Origin of the sequence: Flavobacterium sp. T12S277 (assembly GCF_048514875.1) — a bacterium.
GTDB lineage: Bacteria > Bacteroidota > Bacteroidia > Flavobacteriales > Flavobacteriaceae > Flavobacterium.
The window spans coordinates 44,120-64,481 of the sequence record NZ_JBLYEG010000016.1; the positions used below are offsets into that span (position 1 = coordinate 44,120).

Annotated in this window: 10 protein-coding genes; 6 read left to right on the forward strand and 4 right to left on the reverse strand. The window is 36.6% G+C overall.

The annotated features are described in order from the left end of the window. The first annotated feature begins 74 nt into the window (after positions 1-74). The 3 genes from ACN1CN_RS19580 to ACN1CN_RS19590 all read left to right on the forward strand — a co-directional run bounded on the left by ACN1CN_RS19580 (position 75) and on the right by ACN1CN_RS19590 (position 3,627). On the forward strand, positions 75-341 hold the full coding sequence (locus tag ACN1CN_RS19580) for a hypothetical protein (protein WP_419136983.1): 267 nt from the start codon (positions 75-77) through the stop codon (positions 339-341). 847 nt (positions 342-1,188) lie between these two features. Further along, entirely contained in the window at positions 1,189-3,084 is a 1,896-nt protein-coding gene (locus ACN1CN_RS19585) for an FAD-dependent oxidoreductase (RefSeq protein WP_419136985.1), read from the forward strand. Positions 3,085-3,288: 204 nt separating this feature from the next. Continuing rightward, a complete protein-coding gene (locus tag ACN1CN_RS19590; protein ID WP_419136987.1) occupies positions 3,289-3,627 on the forward strand; it encodes a DUF1801 domain-containing protein in 339 nt (112 codons plus the stop codon). A gap of 137 nt (positions 3,628-3,764) precedes the next feature. Here ACN1CN_RS19590 and ACN1CN_RS19595 read toward each other — a convergent pair whose 3' ends face one another. From ACN1CN_RS19595 to ACN1CN_RS19610, 4 genes are all read right to left on the reverse strand, one after another. Then, positions 3,765-5,699 (reverse strand): OmpA family protein, encoded by a 1,935-nt coding sequence (locus tag ACN1CN_RS19595; protein WP_419136989.1) that lies wholly within the window; start codon positions 5,697-5,699, stop codon positions 3,765-3,767. A gap of 55 nt (positions 5,700-5,754) precedes the next feature. Beyond that, positions 5,755-6,438 (reverse strand): tetratricopeptide repeat protein, encoded by a 684-nt coding sequence (locus tag ACN1CN_RS19600; RefSeq protein WP_419136991.1) that lies wholly within the window; start codon positions 6,436-6,438, stop codon positions 5,755-5,757. 97 nt (positions 6,439-6,535) lie between these two features. Continuing rightward, positions 6,536-7,447 carry a type IX secretion system membrane protein PorP/SprF gene (locus tag ACN1CN_RS19605; RefSeq protein WP_419136993.1) on the reverse strand — a complete coding sequence of 304 codons (912 nt, stop codon included), beginning with the start codon at positions 7,445-7,447 and terminating at the stop codon, positions 6,536-6,538. A 47-nt stretch (positions 7,448-7,494) separates the two neighbouring features. Then, positions 7,495-11,781, reverse strand: coding sequence for a gliding motility-associated C-terminal domain-containing protein (locus tag ACN1CN_RS19610; protein ID WP_419136995.1), 4,287 nt, complete (start codon positions 11,779-11,781; stop codon positions 7,495-7,497). 1,930 nt (positions 11,782-13,711) lie between these two features. On the opposite strand from ACN1CN_RS19610, the gene ACN1CN_RS19615 reads away from it, so the two are divergent. From ACN1CN_RS19615 to ACN1CN_RS19625, 3 genes are all read left to right on the forward strand, one after another. After that, complete coding sequence (locus ACN1CN_RS19615) at positions 13,712-14,212, forward strand: helix-turn-helix domain-containing protein (RefSeq protein WP_264524396.1); 501 nt, start codon at positions 13,712-13,714, stop codon at positions 14,210-14,212. A gap of 701 nt (positions 14,213-14,913) precedes the next feature. Further along, entirely contained in the window at positions 14,914-15,297 is a 384-nt protein-coding gene (locus ACN1CN_RS19620; RefSeq protein ID WP_264524397.1) for a hypothetical protein, read from the forward strand. A gap of 254 nt (positions 15,298-15,551) precedes the next feature. Beyond that, the gene (locus tag ACN1CN_RS19625; RefSeq protein WP_419136997.1) at positions 15,552-20,354 is read left to right on the forward strand and encodes a T9SS type B sorting domain-containing protein; all 4,803 of its coding nucleotides are present in this window, start codon (positions 15,552-15,554) and stop codon (positions 20,352-20,354) included. Positions 20,355-20,362 lie beyond the last annotated feature (8 nt).

Sequence of the window (20,362 nt, forward strand, 5' to 3'; positions counted from 1 at the left end):
GCCATCCATCTCGTCCGAGTACTTTGCAATACAGATCCCCGCTCTACGAAGTGTACTTTACAAACGCTACGCAAATGTGGAAATACGATTTAAAAGATCGTCCTAAATTAGTTGCTACTGAGGATGACTTAGTTTACGACAAGTCTGAACCAATTTACAATTTAATTACTTGGGTGTATGAAGGAGGTTCTTTTGTACCAAGTGCTAAGATTATAGGAGATGAAAAGTCCTCTATCATTAATGATTATATTGGTCGTCCTGTACAGGCTTATACTGAAAAAGGTAAGTTAGTCTGGGAAACGGATTATGGAGTTACCTCCAAATTTGCCACAAATAGTTAAGACTATCTACCTTGATAAAATTAAAATTTCCAATTCAAATTTTTATACCAGAATGATTTCTAATGGAGTATTATAAAAAATTTGTATCTTTGCTATTCAAAACATTAAGAATTATAACATTCATTTTAAACAAGTTAAACCGTTAAATTACCTGAATAATATTCAGAAAACTGGTAATTTGAGTTTTATGGCAACATCGTGGCAACACAGTTTCTAAAAAAATAGAAATGCAGTATAGGCAAGGGTTCCGGACTTAAGGTTCGAATCCTGCTCTCCCCACTAAAAAAAGTCCTGAAACATTTCAGGACTTTTTTTTTATGACCTAAGAAAACATGGTAAAACCTGCAAGTCTTAAGATTTGCAGGTTTTTTGCTTTTAAGACAGTTTTCAAACTTTGTAAAAACACTCAAAAGTTTTGTGGCAAAATTGCGGCAAAACTTAGCTTTAGATGCGACAGAACCTGATATTACTTAGAAGCAGATTCAATTAGCAAAAGCTTCTGGAAATCTTTTTAATTCTAATTAAAAAAAAGTAAAAGGCTTACAAAATAATTGTAGGCTTTACTTTTTTATATTTCAATCTTCTTTATAAAACCGCATTCATACAATAACCCTAAGTAATTTATCTTATTGGAATAAATCATTTTTATTCACAACAAAAAAACATCCATTCACGACAGAAAAATCTTCATTAACGACATCTTTTTCATTTTTTTTATTTTCAATCATTACTTTCATTTCAGAAAATAAAATCTAGAGTTAGAAAGCGTTTTCGAGATTAACCCAAAGAAAATACGAATACCATAGAAATCAAAAATTTTTATTTTTTAACATAAAATTTATACAAAATGGGACAGTACAAAAGTCGTCAGGAATTTTTAAAAAACAATCCGAGATCAATTGCATTCGCCGCATTGGCTGAAGCAACAAAAATGCAAAACAAGATCACCAATCAAGCGATTAAACTTAGTCCAAATCAACTAGAAGGAAAGGAGGTTATAATCATCGGGTCTGGTGTTGCTGGACTTACCACCGCGTATGAACTACTCGCTCAAGAGTCTGGTGCAAAAGTAACCATTCTGGAAGCATCTCATAAAACGGGAGGACGTTGCATGAGCTTACGCACAGGGGATACACTCATCGAAGATGCAAACAGTGATTTGTTCGATTCAAAACCTGGAAAACCACAAGTTGTTCGATTTAAACGCCCAGTGGGAGACTCAGAACCTTATCTTAATGCAGGTCCTGGTCGTATTCCAAGCAGTCACAAACGACTCCTTTCTTACTTAAAACGTTTTTCGGTAGACGTTGAAATATATGTGATGAACTCTGAATCTAATTTGGTTCAAAAGAACGAAAGTTTTGGAGGTGAACCTATGGTTTACCGTCGTTTGGATCATAATACAAGAGGTTGGTTGGCGCAAATGGTATACAAAAATGCGGAAGAATTACTTCGCAATTCAAAAGTGGGAATTAGTGACAGTAATCTTAAAACACGCGTTGAAGAATTACAAAGTTTGATGATCAGTTTCGGAGAGCTTGATGTAGATGGAACCTATAGCGCAACGGCTGGATCACCTGGCTTCGAGGATGGAAAAACACGCGCTGGATATGAAGTTTTACCTGGTGTTGCGGCTGGAATTGTAGCCGATGTTTTGAGTTTTGATACATTGCTCGAATCAAAATTTTGGGAAGGCACGAAATTCTATCAACCTACAGATTTTCTTTGGCAACCTACTTTATTTCAACCCGTTGGAGGAATGGATCAGGTGCAACACGCTTTTGCTCAACAAGTGGCAGCTTTGGGAGGAAACATTCTTTTGAATAGTCCTGTAAAAAAAATAAAATGGGACTCAACTAAAGAGAAGTACATCATTTCGGTTGGACAAGTTGGAACAGAAGAACCGATCTATTACGAAGCTGATTATTGTGTTTGCAACCTTGCGATGCCTTTTTTGAAAAACATTCTAGATACTGATCTCCTAAAATCGGGACTTGAACCTGAATTTAAAGATGCACTAGAAGCTGTTTTTGTGGCACAATTTGAACCAACACAAGCTCCAGGTTATACACCGCGAGAAGACGGATACGTTCCGCGTTTTTTAGCCTGTACCTCCAAAGTGGGTTGGCAGGCAAATCGATCCTTATGGCAAGGAAGCCCAATAAATCTTAAGACAATGGCAGTTGAAAAATCCGAAGTGGGAGTTGTACCTATTTTTGGAGGAATCTCTTGGACAGACAATGAAATTCAACAAATTTGGTATCCATCTACGGCGTATCAAGACGAAAAAGGCGTGCTCACAGGCGCTTATAATTTTGATAAAGTAGCACACGATTGGGGAAAATTACCCGTTGAAGAGCGACTTACCAAAGCACGAAATGATGCCAGTAAATTCGGTACGAAATTTGCCGAAGGCTTGGAAGAAGGCGTTGCCATAGCTTGGCAAAATATGCCAAATATCAAGGGTGGCTGGGCATATTGGCAAGCCGTTGGAGATGCGAACTACTCAACGAAACAATTTAACGCTATTGCACAAGGATCTGGAATTATAGATCCGATAACAAAAAATGCGAGCAATGCTAACTTTTTTATTGTTGGTGATCAAATTTCCTCCCTTCCTGGTTGGCAAGAAGGCGCCATTGCAGCTGCATTAAATGCAATTTCGAGAATGGCAGAACCAGAGGTTAAAATACAGCCATTGAAAAATTTACCAGACACTCGTTTGATGGTGGAAGGTATCTAAATCAATTAAATAGAAATGAATGGAACGACGTGGAAGGTATTCTGCGTCGTTTTTTTTATTTCGCAGGTTTTTTTACTTTAGACCTCTATACGTTTTCAAGATACACACTACTCCACCTCTACTCCTTTTAAGAGAGCCGTTTGCTATTTTTTTGTGTCTCCCTTAATTTTTTTATGTTTGCATCCCAATACATTTATTTAAGACATGAACGAAGAGATTACCGAATATATCAATGGTGCACCCGAGGTGCAGAAAAACATCATGGAACTGATTCGTTCCCTTATACATCAGAGTGTTGATGGTGTAGTTGAGGAATACAAGTGGAGTAGACCCGTTTTTAAGTCAACTAAAGACTTTGCTTACCTACAGACCAACAAGAATCATGTCAATCTTGGTTTTAGCAGAAATATTGAAAGACTCAATGACCTTAATGGGATTTTGGAGGGTACCGGAAAAACGATGCGCCATGTCAAAATTAGAGCTGTTTCGGATATAGATGTCCAACTCTTTAGTCAATGGTTTGTGGCTGTGAGTGAAGATTAAGCTGCTAATCAAAAGCAAACTATTATAAAAAAAAGTAGCTGTCTCAAATTTGAGGCAGCTACTTGTCCATAAAAACATAATCTTCCAAATAAATGTTTCTATATAATTATATTTTTTTTGATTACTCTTCTGGTAAATTATAAAGCAACAATGATAAATTCGCTGCGTCTATTAGCCTGATGCTCTTCTTCTGTACATTTTACACCATCAGAACATCCGTTTATCAGTTGCGTTTCTCCATATCCTTTGCCTCCTAATCTGTTCGGATTTATTCCATTTTGAACTAACCACTTAATAGTCGATTTCGCCCTTCTATCAGATAATCCCTCGTTATATTTGTGAGTCTGACGGCTATCGGTATGGGAACGTATATCCAGTTTCATTTCCGGATACTGCTTTAGAACATCTAGAATTTTCTCAAGATCCAGGACTGCCTCTGCTCTAATGTCTGATTTATCTAAGGCAAAGTAGATCATTTTTATACCAAAACACTTCGCTAAATCATCCCCAATTGTTACCGTACATCCTAATTTTTCAAGGGTAATTGGCAAGTTTGTTTTCCCTGTTTCATTTGATACCGTAACGCTTAATTCTTTAGTCAAATATTTCTCTTTTTCAGCTCTTACATGGTATATTTTCATACATTCGACAGAGAAAGTATAATTGCCGGATTCATCTGAGTAAGTTGTTCCTACAACATTAAACTGACTATCAAATAAGGTTAATTTTGTATTCGGTAAAATTTCACCGGTTCCAACATCGGTTATTATACCGTACAATTCCTGAGTACAAGTTACCTTTTTTGTTCTCAAAAATTCATAAATATCATCCGAGCCCCTCCCTCCTTCTCTATTGGAGGAGAAAAAACCTCTTTGAGATTTGGTGTCGATTATAAAAGCAAAATCATCTCGCACGGAATTGATATCAGCACCAATGTTTTGAATATCACTTACACCCGTTTCATTGATTTTTCCACTAAAAACATCCAACCCTCCCAGGCCGGGATGTCCGTCTGAAGCAAAATAGATTTCATTTTCATCTGTAATATAAGGGAATGTTTCTTTTCCCTCCGTATTGATACTTTTTCCCAGATTAACCGGAGTACCGAATCCACCATTGCTATTGATGCTAACTTTAAAAATATCCGATTGTCCAAATGTTCCGGGCATATCTGATGCAAAGTATAATGTTTTCTCATCAGGACTCAATGCGGGATGTGCTGTACTATAGTCATTACTGTCGAATGGGAGTTCTGTGATGTTTACCCAATCTCCATTTTCAAATGTGGCCTTATATATTTTAATTAAGGTCGTGTTAGTTCCATCTTTTCCTTTTTTATCATTAATGTAGTTGTTTCGTGTAAAATAAACTGTTTTTCCATCTTTTGTAAACACTGGTGTAGATTCGTGATACTTCGAATTTATTTTGGACTGAATCTTTTTTGGCTTCTCCGCTTTAAAATCCTGATCTATATCCGATTCGTACAGATTAGTAAAACTTTCATTGGTCCATTTGTGTTTGCGTTGTCCCAAACTACCGGTATCTCTTGCCGAAGTAAAAACAATCTTGTTTTTATAAAATGCAGTCCCGTAATCAGAGTATTTACTGTTTATTCCGGGGTCATTAATTTTATAGATGCCTATATTGGCTTTAATTTCATCAATATAATTCTTATCCTCTTTATAAAGTTTACCTCGTCTGTCATTTCCTGCTTTTTGATTGAACAAATCAAGCATCTGATTGGCTTTGACCACATCACCGGTAGATTTTAATGATTGTGCATAACGATAGTAGTATTCCGGTTCTATTTCCAAATTCATGGCAAATAATTTACCATACCATTTTGCAGCTTTTTCAAATTCTGAATTGAAATACAAGGAGTTCCCCAGTTTCTTAAGCATGTCCTCAGAGCTGTATCCTTTTTCAGCTAAACGTTCATATGTTTTAATGGCATCGATATAAGCATAGCTATTGTATTTTTTATCCGCAGCGATTACTTTCTTCTGTTGCGAATAAGTGTTTGATGGCAAAAAACATAGTATTGTGAGGCAAAAGAGTATAATTTTTTTCATGTTTTACTATTTTTTAGGGTAATATTTATGAGTAGTCTCTATTGTTCAATCTGACTTACTCTCTGGCAGTATTTCCGGATAATTCATTAAATTTTTTAAGCATTTCATTTGCTTTATCGTTTTCTCCAATTGATCGTAATGAAAGTGAAAAGCGATAATAATATTCAGGCTCTAAGTCAGAAGTCATTTTGAACAAATCTGCATAGCTTTTGGCAGCGCTATCCATGTCTCCATTAAAGAAATAAGCATTTCCTGTTTTTTTCAGCATATCCACCGATCTGTAACCTTTATCATACATTCTTTCATATGTTTTTATCACATCGATATAAACAGAAACATTTTTCTTTTTCTTAATCTCCGTTGTTGCAATAGCAGATGAATCTTCGATTACCCTTGATTTGGCAGCTTTTAATTTTAAAGTATTATTTTCTGCATTGGCAAACTTTGGCGTTATAACCCGAGTGTTGTTAGGTCCAAGATTGCTTGTGTTTATTAATTCAGGATCCGTTACATCGTATGTCGTTTTATGTCCTCCAAATTTCACATTAATGATTTCTTCAACGTGATAATATGCAACCTTTTTCCCCGGATAATTTTTGTCCGTCATGGCCAGGACATTCGTTTTTGAATCTCCAATTTTCTTTTGGTTCAAATAAAGATTACTGGCATTTTGCGCAAAACAATTGAATGAAAACATACTAACTATTGTTGTATAATAAAGGAGTGAATGATTTTTCATAATATCGTTTTTAAATGAATATTCCCTACTTTTTGAAGTACCACTAATATTTAAATGCTATATTTTTTCTTTCTGTAAAGCCTTTGAAGTTAAAGCATTAAAAGAATCTCGGTGTCGTTATTCTATCATTCTTTCTCAAAAATTCGTAACGCAGAAAGATTTCATGTGATCCTGAGTTGTAATTGTTTAAGTTGGTGGTTTCGTAATCATAACCATAGCCAATATACATTCCATCACTAATTTGAAAGCCCACCATGGCACTCATTGCGGCACTCCATCTGTAAGCCACTCCGGCTACAAACTTATCCATAAACATAAAATTGGCAGAAACATCTACTTGCAGAGGGGCACCTTCTACTACTTTAGTCAGTACGGCGGGTTTAAACTTTAAGTATTGATAATGGTCTAAATCAAATACATAACCAGCCATTAAATAATAATTCATTTTATCTTTATAAATCGCTACATCGTTATCATCATATCGATTGGTTTCAATAAATCCGGGCACAGATAAACCGACATAAGCTTTATCGGAATGCCAGTAAACCCCCGCTCCTACATTTGGATAAAATTTATTGGTTAAATTTTGAAATTTTGGATCTCCCTGATTGGCAGGATGCAATCGGTTAACATCCAGATTAAACAAATTGGCTGTTCCTTTGATACCAAACGAGAGCTTAAAATTTACTGATGTGCGGATAGTGTAAGATATATCCGTTGATATCGCATTTTCATTTGTGGGACCAATCTTATCACTTACAAAGGAAACTCCTACTCCTAAGTTACTGCCATTTATTGGTGTATTAACCGAAAAACTACTTGTTTCCGGAGCTCCATCAAGTCCAATCCACTGGGTGCGGTACAGTCCGAAAATACTTAAGGCTCCACGGGACCCCGCATAGGCCGGATTAATACTTATGGTGTTGTACATATATTGTGTGAACTGAGCATCTTGTTGAGCATAACCGGCAAAGGATATAAGCGCTAAAACTATTATTTTAATCTTCATTTTCGTATATTTTAAATTAATAAGTAGGGAAAGAAAATTAACCTGAACTAGTTGTTTAAATATAAATAACCAGACTTATTATGCATTTTAGAAGCGTTATCAACATACTTTATAATATAGAAATAAGTTCCATCCGGTAATTTCTCATTTCTGGAAATTGTTGTTCTACCATCTGAATAACCTCTAAAAAGATTCTCATTAGAACCATAATTAGTTGTCTCAAATATTTTAACTCCCCAACGGTTATAAATTTCAACTGTATTATTCTGGTAACATGTTAAACCTTTAATGAGAAACTCATCATTAATTCCATCTGAATTTGGAGAAACGGCGTTGAATACTTCAACATTGCAGTCTTGTATGTCGAGAATAGTAGGGTCATTTTCTAAGAAACTGTTATCATCAGAAAGATCACTAACTTTAGTATTAGTAGGAGTAGTTCCTTCTGCCATAGCCTGATTAACAACTGATCCAAAATCAATATCGGCCTGAGTAATGCGATAAACACCGCTAAAATTTGTAGTGTTTATTTCGCCAATCGCCAAATTAATAGGATTTCCGGACAAAACTAATCCCAATAAATTATCCGTTACCATTACATTGGTTAAAGGTGTGTTACCTGTATTTTTAACTTCAAAACTATATCTGATAGTTTCCCCAACTTGTACATATCCGTCCTGATTTTCATCTACAAATTGTGATTTTTTTATGATAGCAATACCCGGGCATTCACTGTTACTTATCGTAATGGGTACTGCTTCTGATTGACACCCCAGAACACTTCTTACAATCACAAGATAAGTCCCTGCTGCAAGTCCTCCTTTAACGTTATTTGCGCTAAAAGTATTACCGTTATCAAAACTATAAGTATCGCCTGCATTTTGAATTTTTATTGTAATAGTTCCACTTGTACTTGTACAGTTTGGTTGTATACGTGTTATCTCAAAAGCTCTTGGCGTTATTCTTGGTGCTGCCACTCCCGAACCAGCAAGACTTGTGCAACCGTTAACAGTAGCAGTAACGCTATACGTCCCAGCTATAGATACCGTGATACTTGATGTTGTCGCTCCATTGCTCCACAATAAAGAACCTGAAGCTGTAGTTGACAAAATAGATGTACCATCACAATTATCAACAACACTTACCACTGGCGTTACTGGTGGAACTGGAACGGCATTGATGGTTAAATTGGTTGGTAACGAAACACAGCCTGTAGAGGTATTGGTTGTTGTTACGGCATAAGTACCCGGAGCCAGATTAGCGAAGCTAGTACCCGACTGCGTTACCGCAGGTCTCACCGGACTGGTACCCGTTACGGTGTACGTTACATTGGCTGCAGGAGCCGGTGCTGTAACTACTATGGTACCCGTAGGGGTTAAACAGTCTGGCTGAGCCGTTACACTTGCGGTTGGCGCTACTGGTGGAACTGGAACGGCATTAATGATCAGATTTGTAGGCAAGGAAACACAGTCTGTGGTGGTATTGGTAGTCGTTACGGCATAAGTACCCGGAGCCAGATTAGCGAAGCTAGTACCCGACTGCGTCACTGCAGGTCTCACCGGACTGGTACCCGTTACGGTGTACGTTACATTAGCCGCAGGAGCTGGAGCGGTAACTACGATGGTTCCTGTCGGAGTTTGACAATCAGGTTGAACCGTTACACTGGCCGTTGGTGCTGCAGGGTTAGTCGGAACGGCATTGATGGTTAAATTCGTAGGCAATGAAACACAGCCTGTGGTGGTATTGGTTGTTGTTACGGCATAAGTACCCGGAGCCAGATTGGCAAAGGTAGTCGTAGACTGTGTTACCGCAGGAGTTACCGGACTGGTACCTGTTACGGTATACGTTACATTGGCTGCAGGAGCCGGAGCAGTAACTACGATGGTTCCTGTTGGAGTTAAACAGTCTGGTTGAACGGTTACACTAGCTGTTGGCGCTGCCGGATTACCCGGAACAGCATTGATGATTAAATTAGTTGGTAAGGAAACACAGCCTGTAGTGGTATTGGTCGTTGTTACAGCATAAGTACCCGGAGCCAGATTGGCAAAGGTAGTCGTAGACTGTGTCACCGCAGGTCTCACCGGACTAGTACCTGTTACGGTATACGTTACATTGGCTGCAGGAGCCGGAGCGGTAACTACGATGGTGCCTGTTGGAGTTAAACAGTCAGGTTGTACGGTTACACTGGCCGTTGGTGCTGCCGGGTTACCCGGAATGGCATTGATGGTTAGATTCGTTGGTAACGAAACACAGCCTGTGGTGGTATTGGTTGTCGTTACAGCGTAAGTACCCGGAGCCAAATTGGCAAAGGTAGTCGTAGACTGCGTTACTGCAGGAGTTACCGGACTGGTACCTGTTACGGTATACGTTACATTAGCCGCAGGAGCCGGAGCAGTAACTACGATGGTACCCGTTGGAGTTAAACAATCAGGTTGAACCGTTACACTGGCCGTTGGTGCTGCAGGGTTACCCGGAACGGCATTGATGGTTAAATTAGTTGGCAATGAAATACAGCCTGTAGTAGTATTGGTAGTCGTTACGGCATAAGTACCAGGAGCCAAATTGGCAAAGGTAGTCGTAGACTGCGACACCGCAGGTCTCACCGGACTGGTACCCGTTACAGTATACGTCACACTAGCCGCAGGAGCCGGAGCAGTAACTACGATAGTTCCCGTTGGAGTTAAACAGTCAGGTTGTACAGTTACACTGGCCGTTGGTGCTGCAGGGTTTGCGTTTGGTGCCGAAATACCGCTTCCAGCTGCACTCACACAACCATTAGCAGCTGTTGTCGTTACGGTATAAGTTGCTGAATCAGTCACTGTAATGCTAGAACCAGTTTGCCCATTGCTCCACAACAATGTACCCGGAGCCGTCGTAGATAGTACAGAACTACCACAATTGTTTACTACGGTTACTATCGGAGTTGCCGGTGGAGTTGTATCTACTGTGACAATTACCGTATCCGTTTTAGAACAACCTGATTTCGTAGTCGTTAACTCATAAGTTGTTGTTACCGATGGATTCGCAAATGGATTGGAACTGGAATACGGACTATTAAAATCTAATCCCGTTGTTGGTGACCAGGAATAAGTAACTCCTGGCTCTGCTACCATTCCAATTTGTTTCCCCACAACATTTATCGTACAGTTTTTAGTAAAATCGGAACCTGCATCGGCAGTTGGTCCTGTAATACTTGGAATTGTAAAAACTTCCGACGGGCTCGAAGTATAATCTGCCCCAATAATATATAAAGCTGCAGTATAAGCCTGATTGTAATTTAACCCGCTTATTACTCCCGTCGATGAGATGGTTACACCGCTAACTGGAGTTCCGCCAGGATATTCATAAAATCTATATTCATATTCACTTACATTATTCAGGTAGTTCGTTATAGTCGCTGTACCAGGCAGAGAACAAGTACCTCCTATGGCTATAATAGGCGTGAACAAATCGATACTTTCACATCCAAATCCATCATTATCAGACGAGGTATTGGATGGAAGAACCCAGCTAATATTAGTTGATCCCGGAAGATCTACATCTTTAAGCAAGTAAACATTTCCCGTATCATTATTAAAAAACATCATGACACCTTTGGAATCAATCCAAACTGCACCAAAATCATTTCCAATGGTATTCCCAAACCTATGGGAAACATTAGAATCTGTCAGCTTCAATACTCTGCTCTCAAGAGTTTGAGCAACTTCATCAATAATAATTAAAAAACACTCTGTTCGTGGACTAGTTCCTTTTCCTGCAATTCCATAAAATTTTCCGTCATAATACGTATAATCATTGGCCGAATAGGCTCCTCCCATGTTATTCGTAAGTGGTATCTGTTCAACATTAACGCTGAAAACTCCACCGACAAAAGGATGATTGACATTAAATCTTGTTAAGATATTATTCGCCTCATCCCTGAAATAGATATAGTCTCCTTTTGAAAACATATTGGCATAAATATCTTGCGTCCCCATTAAATTAAGGCTAATCTTTCCTACATAGGCAAAGCCATTAGCCGGATCAAAAACCCTAACATCATGTAATGGATCAGTACCATCACCATTAATATACAAATACCCTGTGTTAGAATTATAAGCCGAGGCGGCACCAGACGTAATTCCCGTAGTAACAGAAATACCTACGGAATTGAACCGCTGTAATGGTAAATTGTACTCAAATAAATTTACTGTAGTTCCAGTCCCTCCTCTGGTTTGATAGATGGAATTAAGCCCGGCACAAGTCTGTGCTTCCAGTTGATAAGAAATGCCTAATATAAAAAGTAAAAAGACAGGCTTAAGAAAATTGAAGCTTTTTGGAGTAAAGTTTTTCATATATCAAATCTGTTTAAATAAAATGGTCATTTCGAAGTTTAATTTCTTTTGCACTGCTCTTAAATTCACAACTTAAAAAATTAGGCAAATGCAATTTTGTATTCCAAAATTAAGGACAGACCAATTTTTTTAACATTTTATTCGCAACAGAGTAGTATCGGTTTATAAAATGAGACTGTTTTGAAATAGGTAAAAAAAAGACAACAGCATTTATTCACCACTTTTACAGATAGTTACAAACATTTTCTTTAAACATTAAATAATTCAGATATGATGCTTCACTTCAAGTTCAAAGTTCTTGTATAAAGAATTAAAGCATCTATTTTCACAATAAAAGTGGCTTTCACAGGTTAAATATTGAAACTTTTTCTTAAAATAATATTGATTTGAGTACTTGCAATTAATAAAAATAATCATATATATTTGACCCTATAATTGCATAGAATATTTATAATAAACTTGAATAAATTATTTAAAAGATAAATTCTGACAAAACTTTATGCAGTGAAAATATATTCTGACAAAGCCTTATGAAGCGAAGATAAATTCGCAAATTTAAAAGAAGTAAATTCAATAAAAGAGGAGGTGTTTTTAGAATTACCGGGAAAAAAAGCACAAAATTAGCTGATTCCTTTTCTGGTTTTAAAGACTATTTTACTGAATTTCAAACTCCTCTGGAAATTTTCTCATCATACATTCTTCAAAATTTATAAAATGAAATTGAAAAGTTTTCTTATAAGTAATTCTTCATCTTGCAAAACAGTACGTTCTACGGCTATAAGTAACAGGAATTACATACTATTTCAAATTGATTTCACTTTATAGCTATAACCAAAAGTAAAGTATATGGTATACACCCTTTCAAAAACATTCGGCACCAAACATCTGATTGTTTGCTCCCTGATAAAAAAGTTGTTTATCCTATTCAAATAAAACTTATTCTAAGTATTAAACCAAAAACCAAAATCAAACCATGACAAACAACCCAAAAAAAACGCCACCCCAACCGCACCTTTTTAGTAAGCCACAAAAAAGGATTAAAACATTTTTCCAAAATTCATGGTATCCATTTTATACCGGAAAAAACTACGGAGCCTTTCAATGCCTTTTCAATCCTGACTCATAGCCAAAATTACAGTACTCCTATTAACCGTTCATAAAAAATACGTTCCACAAACCTATAAAAAACCCCTAACCACCAAACGATTAAATCCGGAATTATGTAAATATTTTCGTTTTTAATTGTTACATCATTAATCAAAAAATGAACACAATACTATTAAACTTATGCTATTTCGCTTGTTTCTTAAGTGCGATATGTTTTCTAATTATTTTCTTTCAGAACAAATTTCATGTCTACTACAAATTTTTGATGCTAATTTGTCTTATTTTTTGCATACTGGTTATTGCGCCTTGGACTTTTTTTCAGGATAAGTTCCCTCTGCTCAATCATGCTTACCTTTGGGTTTTCTGTTTTCCCTTGCATTATCTTCCGGGATGTACTGTTTACTTGTATACAAAATCAATTCTCGAAAAGACAAAAAAAATTACCAAGAAAGATTATCTTCATTTTGTACCGGCATTATTACATTTTCTGGAGCTGGTCCCCTTCTATCTCCTTAATGTTGAAAGAAAACAATATTTGTTAACCAAATATCTCTTAAATCCTAATCACTTCTATCAACTTCCCTATTTTGTTTTACCCATGAATGTCCATGTTTTTTTAAAAATAGGCAGCTATCTTTTCTATATCCTTTTAACAATTCCTCTCTTTATAAAGTTTTACAAAAACAATCCTTTGTGGATTACCCGAAACAATCATATTTGGTTTTGGCTAACGAGACATATCGGGATTCATTTAATATCCATATTTACGCCGATTATTGGAATACTACTTTATAAAAAAGAGATCTACCGAGATCTTCTAATTATGACCCCCGTAATTTTTATACTCACTATTGTGGTATTTCTGTTTTTTAAGCCTACTATATTATATGGACTAAACTACAAGGATAATTACATTAAAGCTAAAGCAGAAAACGAACAGGAAATAGTCAATCCCAAAACTTTTAAATTACCTGATTTAAAAACTAAAGAATACAAGGAAAAAATTGAGTTACTAATTCAAAATGAAAAAATATTTCTCATAAAAAATTACTCTTTAACAGACATGTCTACTGATTTAGATATTCCTCTTCATCATTTGTCACAAGTCATTAATAAAGAATTTGGTACCAATTTCGTCAGTTTCATTAATAATTCCCGTATCGATTACATCATTAAACACCGGTACGATCCAGCCTGGTCACAGTTTTCACTGGAAGGTATCGCAGCTGAGGCCGGTTTTAATTCTAAGAACAGCTTTTTTAAAGCATTTAAAATCGCTACCGGTAAAACTCCTTCCGAATATTTTAAAAACAATCCCGTATAATTGTTTGAAAGCCCTCAAAAAGTTACTGACTATTTGAGGGCTTTTTTTAGGATACGAAAAGTCAAAATTTCATATTATTATTATCGATGATTCCTCCTTTATCTCGCGATATTAAAAAAGGAAAGTTTTTTTCCTTTCTGAGTTTCTTTATTTCGTGCATATATCTCACTAAAGAGCTTACTTAACAGTCTCGTTTTATAAATTGAGACTTATTCCGGCGCTCAAAAAACCTGAAAAAATAATCTAGTTGCTACATTTGATATGATAAAGAGAGTATTATTCTACTAAAGTTACAATGCTAAAGTTCAGACTAAAAATTTGATGATGTTGAACGATTATTTATAGAATATATTCTTTTGCTTTCCGGAAAACTAACTTTTAAACTTTTTGGAAGCACTTGTTCCGTACACCTATTTTGAAATGATTGACTAATTATGAATTCGTTAGTGCTTCTGATTAGTAGTTAAAATTCTTCAATTCTTTAAAAATCATTAGGTAACAATAATTTACGATAGTTCAATTGAGATTTTAGAATTAAAGAAAGTTTCATATCGTTATTGGGTGTTTATTTTTTATCTATCGAAAGTCCATTCGAATGTGTCGCTATACAGCAACGCAAGGGTCATCACTTACAGATGAAAAAAATTTAAAGTCGTTAATTTAATAATAGCAATTTGTTTAGCCTCCTAAATCATACTATGATGAAATCAACGAAAATACTAGTTTATGACAGTCAGCACTATTTTGCCAATTTTTTAAAATATAAATTCGGTAAAAATTTTGACTTCGCAATTCTAAAAAAGAATAAAAAAAATGAAGAATTCAATTTAGTCGAAAAAGATTTTTGCTTCGTTTTTTTTGTCTTTTATTCCGATATGGATTTATATGATTTTATGCAACTTTATATAAAACACATTCCCATAATTGTTGCTTCAGACAATATTGAAGTGCTAAAAAAAATGAGCCGGCTCAATAATGTTTTCGTACTCGATATTTCATTGAAAAAAAATGAAATAGCGGATAATATCAAAAATTTAATATACAACGAATTTCTTGCTGACAGAAAATGCGATAGCGCTTTCTGAAATCACTAATAATGTATGCATTTGAACTAAGATGCAAAAGAATACCCATTTACGCAAACAAGGATACTTATACATTAGAGCAACAGGAACATGATAATTCTAAAATAGAATAATGCAAATACGAAACTGACTCTAATCATCAATTATGATGTAAAAAAATTAAATGAGATAAAAATCGTCACCTGCAAATTTCAATAAATAATGACGATTCAATTTGATAGTGACTTAATTGTTTAAAAATTGACTCTATAATTATGAAAAAATCTATCTTGACCCGATTACTACTGAGAGCATCGAAAGTAATTACAATACCGAATTTGTGGTTCGTAAATAGCAAAAGAAAAAAAATCGCATCAGGTAAAAAGCAAATACGTTTTCTTTCCCCTCAGTTTCTTCAAACGCTAATTTTGGTCCTCATTTTTTCAAGTGGTTACGGACAAGAAGGCAAAAAATTTAAGGCAAGATATACCAATCAATCTATTAAAGGAAACCTTGTACTTATTGGCAATACAATGCTCGGTGTAACACGAACAGATGCTGTTATGGTACCGGGATCCCCCATACCCACTAATTTAGCTGTTTTAACCGCTCAGGCCAATTCGAATGCAGTATATACCAATCAGGCCAATGGAAGTCCCTGGAAGATCGATCCTGACTTAGATGGTGAAGATAAAGAAGATGGATTAGCCAATAATCGAAAAAGCATGGAGTATATTGATATCGATAACGATAATAGCACTTTTGCTTCGAGTAGTGCCGAACTCCATATTGAGAGTGCCTGTAAAAAGATTATATATGCAGGTTTATACTGGCAGGCCGTTTATATCAATGACAGGAGCAGGAAATTTAACCCTCATAACGAAAACAACTTTTCAGGAACAAAACGTTTAGACGATTGGGATAAAGTTAAGTTTAAACGTCCTTGGGATACCGGTTATCAGGACATAACAGCAGATGAAATCATTTTCGACGGTTTAAATGAAACCAACATACGTGAAAGTTTTAGAAATGCTCCCTACCTATGTTACGCAGACGTTACGAATCGCTTAAAGGAATTTGGAGATCCTAATGGTAATTATTTTGTTGCGAATGTTAAAGCTACCAAAGGAAGAAGGACTTTAGGATCTACTTCCGGCTGGACATTAGTGATTGTGTATGAAGACATCACACAACCCAGTAAAAAGATTGTCACTTTTGATGGTTTTGTCGGAGTTCAGCGAGATGCAAATCAGGGAGAATTGACGGAACTCAATTTTACCGTTGACGGATTTATCACCCCCGCAGGTCCCGAACCGGTAAAGGCTACTATAGGTATTGTTTCTCAGGAGGGCGAATTGGCTTATCTGGGTGACTATCTGAACATCAAAACGATAGGCAGCAATGGAAAGCCGGTGTTCAAATCTATTTTTAATGAACTTAATGATGTGAGGAATGTTTTTAATTCTTCGATAACCATTCCATCTGCCCCTTTATTTACAGATAGTCCGGTCATACCGGGTGCGGAATACATCACCAAAAGAAGCCCTTCCAGATTAAATACTTTCGGTTTTGATATGGATCTCATCAATATCAATAAAGGGTATTTACGGAACGGTCAAACATCGCTCGATCTTCAGTTAACAACCGCCGGAGATGCTTATGCCGTATCATTAGTCACTTTAGCAATAGATATTGTACAACCAAATATTGTTATTAAGCAAACGGTTACAAATGAAAATAATGTTGAAGTCAAAGACAATGAGGTTGTCAATTTAGGAGAATACTTAAAATATAAAATAACCTTTAACAATAATGGCGATGACAATGCCAGAGAAGTTTTAATTAAAAACATTCTGCCCAAAAATGTAATTTTTAATTATCCGCAAGATCTCACCAGTTTACCCAACGGTGTTACTGTAAGTTCAGTGGTCAATTATGATACCAATGGCAATCAGATATCGGGCTATAATCCCGAAACGAGAACCATTATTTTTGAAGTTTCAGACAGTTTAGTAAATATTGACGGCGCCCCATCTGTTATCGAATTCAGAGTTAAGGTCGTTTCCTGTATTACTTTAGATTCAGATCCAAATTTTGAACAGAGCTGCGACCTGAACATTACAAATGAGGTTTCTACCAGCTTCACGGGAGTTGTTAATCAAACCCATTTTAATGGTGACTCGGGTTTAATTTATAACTGTGAAAATATAGATGGAAAAACCAATAACATATTAAGTAATTTACTGTTTTGCGACAAACAGTCAGAAGCCCTATTATGTCCGCCCAGTACAGTATTGTCAGCAACCAATGGATTTGAGAGCTACAATTGGTCCAAAAATCCATCAGGGATCCCTGTGCTCCAATCCGGCCAAACCATTACTGTAGACGCTATAGGGACTTATTATGTGGTCTGCACTCCTTTTGCAAACCCCTTACCCAATCAGGCTTGCGCCACACTTAAAGAAATTATCGAAGTCAAACCTTTCATCATGTCCGATCTGGATCCTTTGGGAGGAGCTTTTGGTGAGAAGATCATTTGTACCGCTAACAATGCTAAACAGCTCACCAACTTTTATTTGTGTCCCGCTAGCCCTGTTAAAACTATTAATCTGAATATACCTGAAGGAGTATCCTCCATAACATGGGAAAAAAGTAATTGTGCTCTCATTCCCGGCGCAACTTGCCCTGACGAATCCGCAGCTTGTCAGTGGGATAATTTAAACAACGATAATAACCGAAATTATGCTATTACTTCAGAAGGACAGTACCGCGTCATACTCAGTTACGGAACTAATTGTTCGGCTCCATTTTATTTCAACGTTTATGACGAAATAGTGCCAACAGCAACTTCTGAGAATATTTTTTGCCAAACAGCAGGTAACATTACAGTCAACAGCCCGGCAATGGGAACTGGCTATGAATATAGTCTGGATAAAATAAATTATCAGGCCAGTACAAATCTGCCCGTAAAAATTGCCGGAACTTATACAGTGTACATCAGACCCAATTCAACCAATAAAGCAAAGTGCTCTTATGAGATTCCGAATATCAAAATTGAACATCAAGACTTAAATATTACCCACAAAATATCCAATTCAACTCTAAACTGTTTTGATGATACGGCTTCTATTGAAGTGACGGCAAACAACGTACGTTCCAATTATGTGTTTACTATTTATTCCGGGAATGAAATTCTAAAAACCTCCGGAACAATTGCGGCTAACACCTATACATTTGACAATTTGAAATCTGGCGACTATGACATTCTGGTTACTACAACAGACGGATGCGAAGCTCGTTATCCATTCACCATTACAGGTCCAAAAGCACTTACCGCCAGTACTCAAATTACTAAAGCTCCTACCTGTACACCTGCCGAGATTACGGTGACTGCCATAGGTGGAACGCCTCCCTACACTTTTACGGTATTGGGCAATAATGTAAATGGTGAGGAATATCAAAAATATTATACCGGTTCTAGTCCAATGAGTATCATCATACCAAATCATAGTTCCGCTATGAATTATCGATTTTATGTCATAGACGCGAATAATTGCAAAGAAGTTTATGCAGGGTCTTTCAACTATAATCCATTAGAAGCTTTAACGTTAAAAATAAATTCATCAAAAGACATCAAATGCAAAGGAAATTTAACGGGCGAGCTTTCGGCCCAGGCAAAAGGCGGTTTAGGCAACTATGTTTTTACGCTATTAGATCATGAAGGACTTGAACTTCCCTTTAACCCGACACAAACCACTCCTGGCTTTTTTACGCAATTACCGGCCGGTTTGTATCAGGTTAGCGTTACAAGTGGGGACTGCGATCCGGTCATTGTTCCCATAGAAATAAAGGAGCCCAAACTTTCCCTTACCCACCGCATAAAATATGATAATGTTACCTGCGCCGGTTTAGCCAATGTAACAATTGAAGTGGAAGCTAGCGGCGGAACCGGAAGAATTAAATATGCGATTTCGTCATTGCCCAACCAGTTTTTTGATACAGGTATATTTAGAGGGATAAAAGCAGGAACCTATAATATTACTATTAAAGATGAAAATGATTGCCGTATTAATGACGTAATTACGATTATCGATCCGAAGCCAATACACGCTTCTGTAGTACAGGGCAGTATAAAACAAGAAATATGTATTGGAGAAAAAACAGCCGCTTTTAGTATTGACATATCGGGAGGAATTCCTCCCTATAAAACAAGTTTAGACAATCGCAATGGGACTTACACTCAGGATCAGCTAGATTTCGACAACCTTTCCGGAGGCAAACATACCGTATATATTCTGGATAAAAATAATTGTCCGTTTGAATTAACAATCCTGCTCGATATTCCAACCATCGTTCTTAAACCCACTGCAAAGGTGAGCTATGATTGCGAAAATAATACTCCGGGAAACAAGGTTACTGTAAAGATCGACGCCAGTAATACAAATCCCTCTTTGATAAAGTATTCATTAGACGGAAAAGAACCTAAGCAGGACAGTAATATCTTTCGCAATGTCCCTGCCGGAAATCATTTTGTAAAGGTAGAACACGCAAGTGGATGCAGTGAGGTTTCGCCCCTGTTTGCCGTTGATGAATCAAACCCTCCTTTGACGATTTCATTAAGTCAGGGAGGATTGAATGAAATCATTATAACAATAAAAGGAGGTTCCGGTTTTCATAATAGCCTTACCATCAATGATGAGGTTTTAAAATTTACAACTAAATATATTTATTACAAATCCGGAGATTACACGGCGACAGTTGTCGATAGTAATGGCTGTACCGCAACAGCAACTAAGTATTTTGAATTTATCGATATAATAGTTCCCAACATTTTTACTCCTAATGACAGTGGCATAAATGACGGCTGGAAACCATTAAGACAGGATAACTATCCCGATATCAGAATCCGAATCTACGATCGCTATGGTCGCGAAATATGTGTATTAAAACATGAAGAGTCCTGGAATGGAAAGTATGAAAGTGCCAACCTTCCCACCGGAGATTACTGGTATGTTTTAAAACTTAGAAACACCAGAGATGACCGGGAATTTATTGGAAATGTAACCCTTTACAGATAGTCTGTAAT

Excerpts from the sequence above, each read along its gene's own strand:
- ACN1CN_RS19580 (WP_419136983.1), top strand. The coding sequence starts at position 75 with ATGTGGAAATACGATTTAAAAGATCGTCCTAAATTAGTTGCTACTGAG.
- ACN1CN_RS19585 (WP_419136985.1), top strand. The coding sequence starts at position 1,189 with ATGGGACAGTACAAAAGTCGTCAGGAATTTTTAAAAAACAATCCGAGA.
- ACN1CN_RS19590 (WP_419136987.1), top strand. The coding sequence starts at position 3,289 with ATGAACGAAGAGATTACCGAATATATCAATGGTGCACCCGAGGTGCAG.
- ACN1CN_RS19595 (WP_419136989.1), bottom strand. The coding sequence starts at position 5,699 with ATGAAAAAAATTATACTCTTTTGCCTCACAATACTATGTTTTTTGCCA.
- ACN1CN_RS19600 (WP_419136991.1), bottom strand. The coding sequence starts at position 6,438 with ATGAAAAATCATTCACTCCTTTATTATACAACAATAGTTAGTATGTTT.
- ACN1CN_RS19605 (WP_419136993.1), bottom strand. The coding sequence starts at position 7,447 with ATGAAGATTAAAATAATAGTTTTAGCGCTTATATCCTTTGCCGGTTAT.
- ACN1CN_RS19610 (WP_419136995.1), bottom strand. The coding sequence starts at position 11,781 with ATGAAAAACTTTACTCCAAAAAGCTTCAATTTTCTTAAGCCTGTCTTT.
- ACN1CN_RS19615 (WP_264524396.1), top strand. The coding sequence starts at position 13,712 with ATGACCCCCGTAATTTTTATACTCACTATTGTGGTATTTCTGTTTTTT.
- ACN1CN_RS19620 (WP_264524397.1), top strand. The coding sequence starts at position 14,914 with ATGAAATCAACGAAAATACTAGTTTATGACAGTCAGCACTATTTTGCC.
- ACN1CN_RS19625 (WP_419136997.1), top strand. The coding sequence starts at position 15,552 with ATGAAAAAATCTATCTTGACCCGATTACTACTGAGAGCATCGAAAGTA.